14 protein-coding genes are annotated in these 13,867 nt (G+C 63.9%); 10 read left to right on the top strand and 4 right to left on the bottom strand.

Annotation, left to right across the window (positions count from 1 at the left end; translation table 11 throughout):
* Positions 1-12 precede the first annotated feature (12 nt).
* The gene (locus WG901_RS22090) at positions 13-1,386 is read left to right on the top strand and encodes a phospholipase D-like domain-containing protein (protein ID WP_339589299.1); all 1,374 of its coding nucleotides are present in this window, start codon (positions 13-15) and stop codon (positions 1,384-1,386) included.
* A gap of 342 nt (positions 1,387-1,728) precedes the next feature.
* Here WG901_RS22090 and WG901_RS22085 read toward each other — a convergent pair whose 3' ends face one another.
* Positions 1,729-1,923 carry a hypothetical protein gene (locus tag WG901_RS22085; RefSeq protein ID WP_339589298.1) on the bottom strand — a complete coding sequence of 65 codons (195 nt, stop codon included), beginning with the start codon at positions 1,921-1,923 and terminating at the stop codon, positions 1,729-1,731.
* A gap of 157 nt (positions 1,924-2,080) precedes the next feature.
* On the opposite strand from WG901_RS22085, the gene WG901_RS22080 reads away from it, so the two are divergent.
* The 8 genes from WG901_RS22080 to WG901_RS22045 all read left to right on the top strand — a co-directional run bounded on the left by WG901_RS22080 (position 2,081) and on the right by WG901_RS22045 (position 8,974).
* Positions 2,081-2,368 (top strand): hypothetical protein, encoded by a 288-nt coding sequence (locus WG901_RS22080; protein ID WP_339589297.1) that lies wholly within the window; start codon positions 2,081-2,083, stop codon positions 2,366-2,368.
* 48 nt (positions 2,369-2,416) lie between these two features.
* A complete protein-coding gene (locus WG901_RS22075; RefSeq protein WP_339589296.1) occupies positions 2,417-2,845 on the top strand; it encodes a DUF2231 domain-containing protein in 429 nt (142 codons plus the stop codon).
* Complete coding sequence (locus WG901_RS22070) at positions 2,845-4,173, top strand: PQQ-dependent sugar dehydrogenase (RefSeq protein WP_339589295.1); 1,329 nt, start codon at positions 2,845-2,847, stop codon at positions 4,171-4,173. Before WG901_RS22075 ends, WG901_RS22070 begins: the two co-directional genes overlap by 1 nt.
* 178 nt (positions 4,174-4,351) lie before the next feature.
* Positions 4,352-4,879, top strand: a complete 528-nt coding sequence (locus tag WG901_RS22065; protein ID WP_339589294.1) for a 2Fe-2S iron-sulfur cluster-binding protein — start codon at positions 4,352-4,354, stop codon at positions 4,877-4,879.
* Positions 4,876-5,862 carry an FAD binding domain-containing protein gene (locus WG901_RS22060; protein ID WP_339589293.1) on the top strand — a complete coding sequence of 329 codons (987 nt, stop codon included), beginning with the start codon at positions 4,876-4,878 and terminating at the stop codon, positions 5,860-5,862. Before WG901_RS22065 ends, WG901_RS22060 begins: the two co-directional genes overlap by 4 nt.
* Complete coding sequence (locus WG901_RS22055) at positions 5,859-8,195, top strand: xanthine dehydrogenase family protein molybdopterin-binding subunit (RefSeq protein ID WP_339589292.1); 2,337 nt, start codon at positions 5,859-5,861, stop codon at positions 8,193-8,195. The genes WG901_RS22060 and WG901_RS22055 overlap by 4 nt, the downstream gene beginning before the upstream one ends.
* Positions 8,196-8,442: 247 nt before the next feature.
* Entirely contained in the window at positions 8,443-8,712 is a 270-nt protein-coding gene (locus tag WG901_RS22050; protein WP_339589291.1) for a DUF2171 domain-containing protein, read from the top strand.
* An 82-nt stretch (positions 8,713-8,794) separates the two neighbouring features.
* Positions 8,795-8,974 carry a ComEA family DNA-binding protein gene (locus WG901_RS22045; RefSeq protein ID WP_339589344.1) on the top strand — a complete coding sequence of 60 codons (180 nt, stop codon included), beginning with the start codon at positions 8,795-8,797 and terminating at the stop codon, positions 8,972-8,974.
* A gap of 160 nt (positions 8,975-9,134) precedes the next feature.
* On the opposite strand, the gene WG901_RS22040 is transcribed toward WG901_RS22045, so the two are convergent.
* Both WG901_RS22040 and WG901_RS22035 read right to left on the bottom strand, forming a co-directional pair.
* Entirely contained in the window at positions 9,135-10,196 is a 1,062-nt protein-coding gene (locus tag WG901_RS22040) for a L,D-transpeptidase family protein (protein ID WP_417603922.1), read from the bottom strand.
* A gap of 59 nt (positions 10,197-10,255) precedes the next feature.
* Positions 10,256-10,930 (bottom strand): murein L,D-transpeptidase catalytic domain family protein, encoded by a 675-nt coding sequence (locus tag WG901_RS22035; protein ID WP_417603920.1) that lies wholly within the window; start codon positions 10,928-10,930, stop codon positions 10,256-10,258.
* Between the two features lie 90 nt (positions 10,931-11,020).
* Between WG901_RS22035 and WG901_RS22030 the strand changes: the two genes are divergently transcribed.
* Positions 11,021-11,476, top strand: a complete 456-nt coding sequence (locus tag WG901_RS22030; protein WP_339589288.1) for a response regulator — start codon at positions 11,021-11,023, stop codon at positions 11,474-11,476.
* Positions 11,477-11,694: 218 nt separating this feature from the next.
* On the opposite strand, the gene WG901_RS22025 is transcribed toward WG901_RS22030, so the two are convergent.
* The gene (locus WG901_RS22025; RefSeq protein WP_339589287.1) at positions 11,695-13,218 is read right to left on the bottom strand and encodes a M48 family metalloprotease; all 1,524 of its coding nucleotides are present in this window, start codon (positions 13,216-13,218) and stop codon (positions 11,695-11,697) included.
* Positions 13,219-13,867 lie beyond the last annotated feature (649 nt).

Raw genomic sequence — 13,867 nt, 5'->3', positions numbered from 1 at the left:
TGCGGGGTCCGCTTGCTGCATGACGGCAAGGACGCTTTCGCTGCCCGCGTTCTGCTGCTGCGCGCTGCTCGGCATACCCTCGATATCCAATATTATATCTGGCACGACGATCTCTCGGGATCGCTGTTGCTCGAGGAGATCGCCTCGGCTGCCGCGCGCGGCGTGAAGGTCCGTCTACTGCTCGACGACAATGGTATATCCGGTCTCGATGGGCGCCTGAGCGCGCTGGCCGAACACAAAAATATCGCGGTTCGTCTTTTCAACCCATTCCCGCTCCGCCGGCTCAAGCCCCTGAGCTGGCTCTTTGCCTTTCGCCGGCTCAATTCGCGCATGCACGCCAAGAGCATCACCGCTGACGGCAAGGCCACGATCGTGGGGGGCCGCAATGTCGGCGACGAGTATTTCGATGCAAAGGCCCAAGGGCTGTTCGAGGATCTCGACTTGCTGGCAGCGGGCCTGATCGCCGGCGATGTGCGCGCGCAGTTCGAGCGCCACTGGCTCAGTCCCGATGCGAAGGTGCTTGCCGAGATCGTGCCCCGCGTGTCTCGCGCAGCCAAGGCCAAGGCCTTGGCGCGGAGCACGCAAAAGGCCCAGAGCGACGCGGCCGAGCGCTATCGCGCGGCGATCCGCGACTTGCCGTTCGTTGACGACCTGCGCGACGGTGACCTCGATCTCGTTGCCGCTCCGCTCCGCCTCAGCGTCAACAGGGCACTGGATAGCCGCGGCGTCGCTGACGCACCTTGCGGTTTGGATGAACTGATGCCCGAGGGCCTTGCCAGACCCCAACGCGAACTCATCCTGATTTCTGGCTATTTCGTGCCGACCCCGCAGGGCACGGCGGATCTGGTCGCTCTCGCCCGGCGCGGCGTAGACCTTCGCGTTCTGACCAATTCGTTTGCTGCGACCGACGTTGGCCTTGTCCACGCAGGCTATGCTCCAGCCCGACGCCCCCTTCTCGAAAGCGGCGTCTCCCTGTTCGAAATGCCGGCCCCTGACGACGAACCCAAGACTGCCCGCAAATTCATCAGGCCAGGATCGACCGGCACGCGCGCGCGCTCGGGACGCTCTCTTCACGCAAAGGTCTATCTCGTCGATCGTCGCTACATCTACATCGGATCGGCCAACTTCGATCCGCGCTCGGTCTGGCTCAACAGCGAACTTGGTATCGTCATCGACAGCCCCGACATCGCCGAGCGCATGTGCGAGGCCTTCCAAGACGCGGCACGAAACAGTTACCGGCTCGCGGTCGATGGCGCGGGCAGGTTGTGCTGGACTGATCAACGCGACGACGATCCCGAGCCAGAATTCACAGAGCCGGCAACCACTCGCTTTAGTCGAAGTCTCGTCGCCCTGCTGTCACGTCTGCCGATCGCCCGCCATCTCTAGTCCCTGACAAAGTGCGGAATGCGGCTCTGCCGGGCCGGCCATTGCGGCTCATCCGATGCCAAGCGACGATCGACGTTTCGATCCTTGGAAGTCCCTTCGCTCGCACGAGGTCCAAGCCTAACGGCGCCATCGCCTTTCCGATGACCGTCCCCGCTGCCTTCCTCCGCCGTGTTCTGCTCGGCCTGTCCCTCGTCAGGCCGGCCCTTTGCCTGGCACCTTCGCGGCCGTGACGACCGGCCCCTCGCCCCGGGCCTTGGGCTGATCAACTGCCGCTTGGCTGCCTCGCAGCTTCCCCCTTCAACCGGTCGCGTCCTGCCCCGATTGCTTTTCGCCGTGGTCGATCTAGTTCGGGTTGCCAGGCTCCTGCGCCGCTTCCGCTTCGGCCGACGAAGGCTTCGCGCCTCCCTGCCTTTGGGCCGCAGGATCCTTGAGCACGCTTTCGGGTCGTTCTTTCAGCCCCTTCCCCTTCGCCACGCGCTCACCCACGGCTTTGGCGACTTGTTTTCCCGCTTGTAGGATTGTCCGGGCCTTGGCCATCTGCTCGTCCTCGAGAGGGCTGGTCCCTCACCTTGCGAACACCCTGCCCCGGTCGATGTATCCCGGCGATAGGCAACATGGGCTGGACCGAGGCTCCACGGCACGATGAGCCGATCGGCTCCTTGCCCAGTACGTCTGCTCAAATTGCCCAAGCATCGTGGACAGCGCCATTCTGCAAGAGCCTCCACCCGCCGGTACCTGGGTTGCCCTACTCACGGCTTCGCCGAAAGCGATCGAAACCGCGGCCGCCCGCCTATCGGGCGCGCGCTACCGGCCGATCCGCCAGTCCGGGACGGGGAAAATTCTGTTCGCGCGCGAGTTTGGCGCCGATCAAAGCTGCCCTCGCCAGTTCGATTTTTCGCATTGCGGGCTTGCGGCCTGGGCTTTCCGCCAGCCAGGCCGTTTCGCCTATTCCTTTGAAACATCGGCAGCGGCGAAGGGTTAGCATCGCGACGGCCGCTCCTTCGCGCGGCGACCCTGGGATGAGGACGCGATGGCGACCGTGTTGACCTATCGAGAGGCTTTGAATCCACTGCACGCCATCCTCCTGGCTTTCCCGGTGGCGCTATTTGCCGGCGCCCTCGTGAGCGACTGGGCCTATCTTGCGACGGCGCAGATCCAGTGGTCGAACTTCTCGTCCTGGCTCAACGCCTTCGGGCTTGTGTTCGGCGGGGCGGTCCTTGCCTGGGGCGTCGTCAGCGCGGTCCTGCGTCCGCGCTCTTGGCGCGGCGGACGCGGTCTGCATCTCGCCGCACTGGCCATCATGTGGGCGTTCGGCTTTCTGAACGCGCTCCTTCATGGCCGAGATGCCTGGTACTCGGTGACAGCGGCCGGGATGATCCTGTCCTTGATCACGGCCGGGGCTGCCTTGCTAGCCGGCTGGACCGGGTTTCGCGGCTTTCCCCGGGAGGAGGCGCTGTGATGGCCCGCTCTCGCATAATCACGCTGACGCTTCTCGTCGGCACGCTCGCGGCCTGCGGCAGCGGCAAGGAGCAAAGCCAGTACGGTCCCGATCCGCGGCTTCCTGGCCAAAAAAGCGGCTTGCTTCCCGACATGTCGATCGCGTCACCCACGGGCTGGGGCAGAGCCTTGCCCAAGGTGCCCGCCGGCTACACCATCACCCCACTGGCGACAGGCCTCAAGATCCCGCGACAGATGATCGTGATGCCCAACGGAGACGTGCTCGTCGCCGAGGGAAGTGGCGCGAGCGCTCCGCCCCTTCGCCCCAAGGACCTTATCGCGGGCCTGATCAAGGCTCGCGGAAAGAGCAAGGTGAAGGGCGGCAACCGCATCAGCCTGCTACGCGACGCCGACGGTGACGGCCGCGCCGACCTCAAGACCGTCCTGCTGGACGGGCTGGACGCACCCTATGGGCTCGCCTTCGTCAATGGAGCGCTTTTTGTCGCCAACCAGGGCGAATTGCTGCGCTATCCCTACCTCGTTGGCCAGACGAAGATCACGGCTCCCGGCGCCAAGGTCACCGATCTGCCTTCGCAGATCAACCACCACTGGACCAAGGCGCTCGCCGCCAGCCCCGATGGCACCAAGCTCTACGTGGGTATCGGATCGAACAGCAATATCACCGAACGTGGTATGGCCGCTGAGGTCGATCGCGCGATGGTCTGGGAGATCGACGCGGCGACCGGGGCGCACCGCCCATTCGCCACCGGGCTGCGCAATCCGACGGCTCTCGCCTTTCAGCCCGGCACAGGGCAGCTGTGGACTACCGTAAACGAGCGCGACGAACTGGGACCCGACCTCGTGCCAGATTATGTGACCTCGGTGCGCGAGGGCGCGTTCTATGGCTGGCCTTACAGTTACTGGGGCCAGCACGTCGATCCGCGGGTACACCCTCAAGATCCCAAGAAGGTCGCCTCGGCGATCGCCCCCGATTATGCCCTGGGATCGCATGTTGCGGCGCTGGGCCTTGCATTTTCAAGCCCAGCGATGGGCGCGCGGTTCGGCGAGGGACTTTTCGTCGGGATGCACGGCAGTTGGAACCGCAAGCCCTTCAGCGGCTACAAGGTGGTCTTCATCGGCTTTGTGGCAGGCAAGCCGACGGGTCAGCCGATCGACGTCGTGACCGGCTTCCTCGATGGCGACAAGGCGCGTGGACGCCCGGTCGGTGTGGCGCTCGACCCGCGCGGTGCCCTCCTCGTCGCCGACGACTTGTCAAACACGGTCTGGCGGATCGCGCCCTCGACACAGCCGCGGCCAGCCACGTCTTCCCCCTCTCCGCCCGCAGGCTGACGACGCAGGCGATTCGCATCGGGCCGCGTCCGGCGCGTCGGATCGACGCGCAGCACTCGTTTCAGCAAACGCGTTGGCCGCCCCTGGAATGTGTTGGCCACCGGCACCATTGCCCTGGCCTGGCGTTGTCCTCCCATTGGGCCGTGCGCGATGTCCGGCCTTCGATCGCGAGGTACCCATGAGCTTCACCGTCAATGGCCAGGACGTGACCACGCCAGACGATCCGCGGATTTCGCTGCTCGATCTCCTGCGCGAGCGGTTGCATCTGACCGGTGCGAAGAAGGGCTGCGATCAAGGCGCCTGCGGGGCCTGCACCGTGCTCATCGACGGCGAGCGCGTGCTTTCCTGCCTCACGCTCGCCGTGCAGTGCGTCGGTCGCGAGATCACGACGATCGAAGGCCTCGGCACGCCGGACGATCTCCATCCGTTGCAGGCGGCCTTCGTGGAGCACGACGGCTTTCAGTGCGGCTATTGCACGCCCGGGCAGATCTGTTCGGCGGTTGGCATGATCGCCGAATTGCGCCGCGGCGGACCGAGCCACGTGACGCGCGATCTCGCCGATGAGGTTCTCACGCTCACCCATGACGAGTTGCGAGAGAGAATGAGCGGCAACCTTTGCCGCTGCGGCGCGCACAACGGCATCGTCGAGGCCATAGCCACGACGTTCGAGGCCTGGGACCACGATCTCCACGAGGCTGCCCGATGACGCCGTTTCGCTATTCTCGCGCTACTGCGATCGACGACGCGCTGGTCCTCGGGGCCGGGACAGGTGTCAAATATCTGGGAGGCGGCACCAACCTCGTCGACCTCATGCGCGAGACAGTCGAGCGGCCCGCCGCTCTGGTGGACGTCTCGGATCTCAGTCGCGAAATCGAGGAACAGGGCGACGGGTCGATCCTGATCGGCGCAGGGGTGCGCAACACCGCGCTTTTGGAACATCGCTCGATCCGCCAGCGCTACCCTGCACTCTCGCGCGCGATCCTGGCGGGCGCGAGCGCGCAAATCCGCAACATGGCGACGGTCGGCGGCAATCTGCTGCAGCGGACACGCTGCGCCTACTTTTACGACGAGGCGGGATCGCGCTGCAATAAGCGAACGCCGGGCCAAGGCTGCGATGCGAGGGACGGGTTCAACCGGATGCACGCGATTTTGGGAGCCTCGGAGGCCTGCGTCGCGGTGCACCCGTCGGACATGGCCGTCGCGCTCGCCGCTTTCGACGCCGAGGTCGAACTTGCCGGCGCGTCGGGCAACCGCCGACTGCCCCTGACCGACCTTCATCGTCTGCCCGGCGACCGGCCGGACATCGAAACCCTGATCGAGCCCGGCGAACTCATCACCGCCGTGCGGTTGCCGCCGCTGCCTTTCGCGAAACGCTCGGCCTATCGCAAGGTCCGCGACCGATCGAGCTATGCCTTCACGCTGGTCTCGGTTGCCGCGGCGCTCGATGTCGAGGATGGCCGCATCCGGGACGTCCGGCTTGCCTTTGGCGGCATCGCACACAAGCCCTGGCGAGCGCGAAAGGCCGAAGCGGCGTTGAGAGGCATGCCGGCTTCCGCCACGACATTCGCCGACGCCATCGACGTGGAGCTCGCAGATGCGCAGCCCCTTCGCGACAATGGCTTCAAGATAGAACTCATGCGGCGCACGGGCGTCGCGGTTCTGGCCGAGCTCGCAGGAGAACCGGCATGAGCGTGATCGAGGACCTCAAGGGCTTGGCCCAAAGCGCGATGCAGGGGGTCATGGCCAAGGCGATCGCGCTGGCGCCCGATAGCTGGGTCCCGGGTGGCGGCGAGCCTGACCCGCTTATTCGCTCTCAGCATGGCCATATCGGCAAGCCGCTGTCGCGCCTCGACGGACCGCTCAAAGTATCGGGCAAGGCGCCTTTCGCTTCCGAGTTCCCGATGGAGGGAATGGTCTACGCTGCCATAGTCTTCAGCACGATCGCCAAGGGACGTATTGGCGCATTCGAGATCGAAGCGGCCAAAGCTGCACCTGGCGTGGTCGCGGTCATGACGCACGAAAACGCGCCGCGCATGAAACCACCGCCCGTCTTCATGTCGGCAGCGAAAGCAGCTGGCGGCGACACCCTTCCCGTCATGCAGGACGACATCGTCCGCTGGAACGGAGAACCTGTCGCGATCGTCCTTGCCGAGACGCAGGAGCAGGCCGATCATGCCAAGTCGCTTGTGGCGGTGACCTACGCGGCAGAGCAGGCGCTCACCAATTTCGGTGAGGCCAAGGCCAAGGGCACCAAGCCCGCCATGTTCATGGGTAAGCCGCTCCACGACGAGATCGGCGACGCGGAAAAGGCGCTCTCCGGTTCGCTTCTGAGCATCGACGCGACCTACACCTCGCCCCGGCACAACCACAACGCGATCGAGCTGCACGGCGTGACGGCGGCATGGGAGGGCGACAGGCTGCGGATCCATGATGCTTCGCAGCTCGTGGCCCACACCGCCTGGTCTCTGGCACAGATATTCGGCCTAGCCGAGGACGCGGTCCTCATCACCTCTCCATTCGTTGGTGGCGGCTTCGGTGGGAAATGCATGTGGCAGCATCAGATACTGGCCGCTGCCGCCGCAAAATTGATCGGGCGCCCGGTACGGCTCGTGCTATCGCGCGAGGGCGTCTATCGTGTCGTTGGTGGCCGCTCGGCAACCGAGCAGCGTGTCGCTCTCGGGGCTGACCGCGACGGCCGGCTGACGGCGTTGATCCATACCGGCACGACCGCCAAGACGGCCGCCAACGTCATGCCCGAGCCCTTCATCCTGCCGACCCGCTCGATGTACGCGGCTCAGACCATGCTGCTCGACGTGCAGACGGTCGAGCTCGATATGCTCTCGAACACGTTCATGCGTGCTCCGGGGGAATCGGTGGGCACCTTTGCTCTTGAGAGCGCGATGGATGAGCTGGCGCATGAACTCGGCATGGATCCGATAGAACTGCGCATCCGCAACGAGCCCACCAAGGATCCGACTACCGGTCTGCCATTTTCCTCGCGCCACTTGGTCGAAGCCTGGCGGCGGGGCGCCGAGCGCTTCGGGTGGGACAGGCGTAACCGTGTCCCCGCTTCCACCCGCGATGGGGAATGGTGGGTGGGTATGGGCTGCGCTGCGGCCACTTATCCGTACTACCGCATGGGCGGGGGTGCCGCGCGGATCACGCTCACCAGCGATGGGCGGGCGCGCGTCGACATCGCCGCGCACGAAATGGGCATGGGCACGGCAACCGCGCAGACCCAGGTGGCGGCGGAGCGGCTTGGCCTGGCCATCGAGAACGTGACGTTCAACTATGGCGATTCCTCCCTGCCAGGCATCGTTCTCGCGGGCGGATCCCAGCAGACGGCCGCGATCGGCGGCGCCGTGGCTGCCGCCCATGAAGCGCTCGTGAAAGAACTCCTTCGCCTTGCGGGCAATGCCTCCCCTTTGGCGGGTCTCAAGCCCAAAGAGGTGATCAGCACCAACGCCGGTCTTGCCAAACGCGAGGAACCTGACCGTCATGAAAGTTACAGGTCGATTCTCGCACGTGCAGGACACGCTTCGGTCAGCGTCGAGGCCAAGGCGCCGCCGCCGCTCGAGACGCAGCACTGGTCGATGCATAGCCACGGCGCCATGTTCTGCGAAGTTCAGGTCAACGCGATAACGGGCGAGCCACGCGTAAAGCGCTTCCTCGGATCCTTCGACTGCGGCCGCATCCTCAATCCCAAGACAGCCGCAAGCCAATTTCGCGGCGGCATCATCATGGGGCTGGGCCTGGCCCTGATGGAGGAAACCCAGTTTGACGAGAGAAGCGGGCGGGTCATGAACCCGAGCCTTTCCGACTACCATGTTCCGGTGCACATGGACGTGCCCGAGATCGACGTCATCTGGACCGACATTCCCGATCCCCATACGCCGATGGGCGCCCATGGCATCGGCGAGATAGGCATAACCGGCACAGGCGCCGCAGTCGCCAATGCCATCTTCAACGCCACCGGCAGGCGTGTTCGTGACTTGCCGATCACCTTGGACAAGCTTCTCTAAGGCCAGGACCATCCCCTGCCCGGCTTTCACCGCAAATTGGTCAACGACCGGACCAATGTGTCCGCTCGCTGTCCAAATGCGGCCGGCGCCGGGCAGACGCTGCGCGAAGCCAGCCGCCGTCCATCATCGAGCCGATGACGCCCAGCGCTTTGGTCTTCAAAAACCCCCTTGCAGACCGCGAAAATCCTTCGCTCTGAACCCGAAACCCAAAGCTGTGCGTTGAGACCAGGTAAGTAGGAGACATCAAATGGTCGATCTCACGCAAATCCACGAGCACATGGAAATCATCGGGGCCGACGGAGCCCATTTGGGCACGGTCGATAAGATCGAGGGCGATCGGATCAAGATGACGAAGGCCGACAGCGGCTCCCACGCAGATCATCACCACTACCTTGCGCAGGGCCTGATCGCTTCGATCGAGGGCAACCAGGTTCGCTTGTCGGCGACGAGCGCCTCGGCGCTCCTGTTCGAAGAAGAGGAAGATGGCGGCGCCCTGTCCGACAAGAACCCCGATTGACGGACGCGCGGGGGCTGCTCCTCGCGAAAAAGCCTGAGGCCGCAACACTGCCCAGAGGTGCCGATCGGTGAACGAACCCGCCATGATCGATATCAACGAAGCGACTGCCGAAGAGCTCGACACCGTGCCGTGCCTCAGCGGTCATGGCTTTGAGATCGTTCGCTACCGAGGTGAACGCGGCGCATTCACCGCACTGCGGCAATTGGACGAAGTGCCCGGCCTGTCGGGTAAAGTCGACGCGAATGCTCCGCTCAAGGTCTGAAGGCCGGTCAGCGTCGACAGGCCGGGGTTTTCGAGAGTCGACGTCGCCGGGGCCGAGCCACGGGCTCGCCGCCGCTTGAACCCGAGCGATCGAGTGATCGATCAGGTCGCACCCACCGACGTCCAACGCCGCCCCTGACGACGACGGTTATCCAGCCGGCTTATTCTTCGAAGACGACTGACACGCCGGGCTTTACCATCTGCGCGAGGCGCGCCGCATCCCAGTTCGTAAGGCGGACGCACCCATGGCTCTCGCTGTGACCGATCGAAGCGGGCTCGCCAGTACCGTGAATACCGTAATGGTCTTTCGAGAGATCGAGCCAGACGACGCCCACGGGACCATTGGGCCCAGGCTTGAGCAAGCGATCGGGCTGCTTGTCGCTCACATCCCAGAACAGCTTGGGATTGTAGTGGAAATCGGGATTGCGGCTTACGCCAAGGATCTTCCAGTTCCCAATGGGTAGAGGATCGTGCTCGCTACCTGTGGTCACCGGGAACTGCGCGAGCAGTTTGTCCGCACTATCGAAGGCGCGCAACGACCCTTTCGATTTCGACACGACGAGTTTGTCTGCCTGCGGCTGCACGGGCGCAACCCCCAGGGCCGCGAGCGTAGCGCTCCAACCACGCTCGTCCGCCTTCAGATTTGCGGTATCGACATCGGCAACGTTGGGGACACGGATGACCGTCCCGGCACCGATCCTCGCGTCCGGTCCGTTGAGGCTGACGATGGTTTCGGGCGTCGTGTGAAAGCGCTCGGCCAGCGCTTCCATGAGATTGCGGTAACCCAGATGATCAAAACCAGCCTGCTTGCCCGATTCCGCCGGCAGATCGGGCACGAATGGTCCCTGGGCAAAACCTTGCGGGATTCGAACCGTCCGCAGGGGCTCGACTGGCGCTCGGCTCAGCGCCGCCCGGGTGGCCTCATCGAGCTTGCCGGACACGGCGAGGTCGTTCGCGGCCTGAAACCCGCGCAACGCCAAGTCGTCGAGGCGCGTGGGCTTTCCATCGATAACGCCCGAAGAGAAGCCCAGCCGATCGAGCGCCACCTCAATCGCAAGGTTGGGCGGCGGCGTGAATGCTCCGCCTGCAGCCTCTACATCCTCGAAGCGCGTGGAGTCTTCCACGATTGCCGGAGCATCGCGTTGCGCGGTTTCTTGATTCTGGGGCGAAGGCTGGTTGCACGCAGCGAGAGGCAGCAAGACGACAATCGAAAGTTGGCGGATTTTCAAGCAGATGCTCCTCGTTGGCGAGATATAACTCGCCTGTCAGGTCGCCTGTTCCCTCAGCCCCTGGATGCGTAGATCATCCGCCCCTCGCCCAGGCGATCGAAGACCTCCGACAAGGACTTTTCGCCGACGGCGAAACACCCTTGGCTCCGGCCCAGCTTTCCGTGGGTGGCGACGACATCGTCATTGGCATACCAGGCGCCGTGGATGACGATGGATCGTGAGAGCGCGTTGCAGTTGGTCCGGTCAAGCCCGAGCAGGCGCTGCGATCGGCCATGCCTGCCCTCGTAATAGTCGGCCGTGACAAAAGCGCCTTCGCTCGACGCGTTTGAATCGAAGGTGTTGGAAAACGTGTGAAGGAAGCCGGTATGATCGGGATCCGAGCCAGAACCGTGGGAAACCCGAAAGCGCGCCCTCTTTCCGTCTGCGACGTCGAATATGTGCAGGCGCGCATCGGACGATGGCGCGGCAAAGTCCACGATAGCGACACGGTCGCGGTGCCGTATTGCGGCTCCATGGTGGTGGAGCGCCACCAGCGCGCGCTCCAAAAGATCGGGATCTAGCCTCGTCAACGGGGCTTTGGGCCTCGCGTCGGCAGGCCTGGGGTGGCCGCGATCGACGAAGCCCGGCCCGAGTGGACGCCAGGTCGATTGCACGAAGCCGGCCACTGTGGCGGCCGATCCCGCACCGATCAGCGCACGACGGGTAACATGAGGATGTCGGTTGAGCATCGCCTGGATATAAGGATGCGGGCGCCCGATTTCAGCGCAGGCGCGCGAGCTCGGGCGCATGCGCGATGCCAGTCGTCCCGTGGGAACAGTTTGTCGCCGCGCAAGGACGAAAGCCGTAACTTTTTTGCTCGATCGCGCGTTTCGACCAGGTACCCTTTGGCGATTGATCAAACCATGAGCATTTTGAACGGTCAGCGTATTCTCGTCCTCGAGGAGCAGGCGTCGATCGGCCGACTGCTCCTGGACATGCTCGAAGCGATGAACTGCCGCGTCATCGGGCCTGCAACGCGCATACCCGAGGCCTTTGCGCTTCTTGTCGAGCACGACGTCGACGCGGCGATCCTCGATGTGAAGATCGAGGGTCAGCCGAGCCTGCCCATCGCGGAAGAGTTGCTGCGCCGCGGTATTCCCTGGGCTTTTGCCAGCGCGAACGAAACCGATGATCTTGCGCACCGATACGAGGACGTGCCGATCATCACCAAGCCGTTCTCCTCTGATCATATCGGCAATGTGCTGAGGTCGCTTCTGGCGCGCAATCGCTCGTAGTCGAGCCAGCACGGCACGGGCTTTCAATCAGAAAGAACGGCAGCACATTCGGCGCAAGCACATCGTGAACAGCGGCAATCAGCGCAACGAGGACCAAGTCGGGTAAACGCCCATCCTGGAAGCAGAAAAATCCGTCGTGAAATTCTTCCGGCGATCAGCAGGCAGCACTCAAGAAAATCGGCTTGGATGCCCTGTGCTGGCCATTGCTCGCACCATGGTCAAAAGCTCGCCGAGTGGCTGGAAGCCCCCCTCTCCCTCACGAGGGATTTGGGGTGATAGGTGACGATCTTGACCCGATCGCCGGACTTTGGAGCACCGCCCTCGTAATCGGGGTTGAGAAGCACGAACAGCGCGCGCGGTGAGGGATCGGCAGTGCGGCGAACGAAATCGTCTAAAGTGTCTTCCCGCCTCGCAACGAGGGTTTGCAGGTAGCGCGGCCGGAGCGCGGCGGCCTGGGCAGGTGAGAGACGACGAAACGATTTTATCAGCGCCTCGAGAGCGGCAGCCTGAGGGTTGGAAGGTGGCGACATCATGATGAAATGATAAGCCTCACCGCCACCCCCGTCGTAAGCAGCTATGAGCAGCGGGAGGGTGCCGTCCTGCACGCGCACTGCCATCTCCAGGACGAGAGCAGGCATGCCGTTGATTTGGGTTGTGGTTTCCTTCCTCACGACCGCTGGCGCATCTCCCATCACCGCATCTGCCACCGCCTGGGCATAGTTGCGCAAGCCGCCCGATGGCAGCCGTCCTCCGCCAAATTCCCCGGACACCCCTTCGGGACCGATGAGCCGAACCGCCTGGGGACTGTTCGCCAGCGAGAAGCCAGTCGGCGCTTCGAACGAGATGCGCATCGCCGGATGCGCAAACCGGCGCCCCAGGACGAACCCTTGCTGCGGATCGTCGCCGAAGAGCAGGCCGTCGACCTGCTCGAGGTATGCTTCGGCCTTCTCCGGCAAGGCATCATCCTTCAGGCCGCTCGCGCGCGCCTTGTCATGGGCTCTGGCTATTCGCTTCTGGGTCAAGGGGTGGCTCGAAGTCCACTCAGGGAGGCTTCGCGCGGCATCCTGGTTGCGGGTCGCATTCATGAAGGCTTCCTGCCGATGCAGAGCCTCAAGCATCTCAGCGGCCGCATATAGGTCATATCCCGCCTTGCGCAGGTAAGCGACGGCCAGGTCATCGGCTTCGTATTCTTGCGTACGGGAGTAACGCAAGCCAAAGTACTGGGCAGCGCGGCCGGCAAACTCGGTCAAACGTTCAGAGCCTGTGAGACTTACGGCGATTACGCCCAGGGTCCGCCAGAGCGAACCTCGTTCCTGCCTTTGTGCATGCCGGGCAGCGATATGACCCACTTCGTGTCCCAGCACCGATGCAAGTTCCGCCTCGTTGCCAACGACCGCCAGCAAGCCTCTGGTGACATAGATAAAACATCCGGGCACGGCGAAAGCGTTCACCACGTCGCTGTTGACCAGGGTGAAGGTGCATTGTTCGCCAAGCCCGGCGCCGGAGGCGATCCGCTCTCCCACTGCGCGCAGGTAAGCACCCTGGCCGCCTTCATAGGCGCCACCTAATTCTGCGAGAAGCTGACGGTGCTGCTCAGCACCGTAGGCACGATCCTCTTGACTGATCGCCTGCTCCTTGTCCGCCGGAGCCTCTTGTGTGCAGCCATGGAGCGCGCCGGCAAGCGCCAGTGCAAAGGCACGGTGCCGCCACCGCCGCGGCCGGGCCACCTTTTCGTCCGTCACGGCAGGAACTGCCGCACGGTTTGTCCGCCTGGGATCGGCTTGCGTCTGAAGGAAGGCAACATCGGGGCTCCTGCTGGTGCATCACCAACGATCAGACTGATAAAGAGTTCTCCGGGCAACAGGCATGGGGCCTCACCAACCAAGCGATCGACTGCGGCCCGATTGTAGGCGGCGGCTGGCAGGAAGCGCGCAACAGACCTTCAAGATCGGCCCCACTGGCGGGAACAGGCCACCTGACGATGCCAATTGTCCCTCGCTTGCCCAAGTGCCCGTTCGCAAGAAGCAGTCAGTATCCCAGCTGCCTGCAGGTCGCGGCGAGGCGCGGAAGCCTGGGATCGGGGAGCCCCTCGGCTATCCATACCCTGACCTTGGCACAATTGGCTCGCGTTCTTGGATTGGTCCCACGCGTGCTCGATTGCTCACGTCGGGCTCGTGACGAGCCGGAGCCTTCGCGCGCAGCTTCATCGACCGCGCTGTTCATCGCCTCGGTCTGCATTATCGGTCCCCAGTCCATCTCCTGGGCACCTGCGGCCGCCGCCGATGAAATTGCGCCAACAATGGCCACGAATTTCCAAAGAGCCACAAGTCGCTTCCGTTCCCGTGAATGCACATCGTTAGGCTGGGTTTGGAAAGCACCCAAGCGGGCTGC

Origin of the sequence: Novosphingobium anseongense (genome assembly GCF_037482895.1) — a bacterium.
Classification (GTDB): Bacteria; Pseudomonadota; Alphaproteobacteria; order Sphingomonadales; family Sphingomonadaceae; genus Novosphingobium; species Novosphingobium anseongense.
The sequence above is the reverse complement of the archived record's forward strand: the minus strand, read 5'-3'. Positions and strand labels throughout refer to the sequence as shown.

Coding starts and splice junctions, on each gene's coding strand:
- WG901_RS22035 (WP_417603920.1), bottom strand. CDS start 10,930: ATGCTCAACCGACATCCTCATGTTACCCGTCGTGCGCTGATCGGTGCG.
- WG901_RS22045 (WP_339589344.1), top strand. CDS start 8,795: ATGATCGATATCAACGAAGCGACTGCCGAAGAGCTCGACACCGTGCCG.
- WG901_RS22060 (WP_339589293.1), top strand. CDS start 4,876: ATGACGCCGTTTCGCTATTCTCGCGCTACTGCGATCGACGACGCGCTG.
- WG901_RS22065 (WP_339589294.1), top strand. CDS start 4,352: ATGAGCTTCACCGTCAATGGCCAGGACGTGACCACGCCAGACGATCCG.
- WG901_RS22050 (WP_339589291.1), top strand. CDS start 8,443: ATGGTCGATCTCACGCAAATCCACGAGCACATGGAAATCATCGGGGCC.
- WG901_RS22085 (WP_339589298.1), bottom strand. CDS start 1,923: ATGGCCAAGGCCCGGACAATCCTACAAGCGGGAAAACAAGTCGCCAAA.
- WG901_RS22055 (WP_339589292.1), top strand. CDS start 5,859: ATGAGCGTGATCGAGGACCTCAAGGGCTTGGCCCAAAGCGCGATGCAG.
- WG901_RS22070 (WP_339589295.1), top strand. CDS start 2,845: ATGGCCCGCTCTCGCATAATCACGCTGACGCTTCTCGTCGGCACGCTC.
- WG901_RS22075 (WP_339589296.1), top strand. CDS start 2,417: ATGGCGACCGTGTTGACCTATCGAGAGGCTTTGAATCCACTGCACGCC.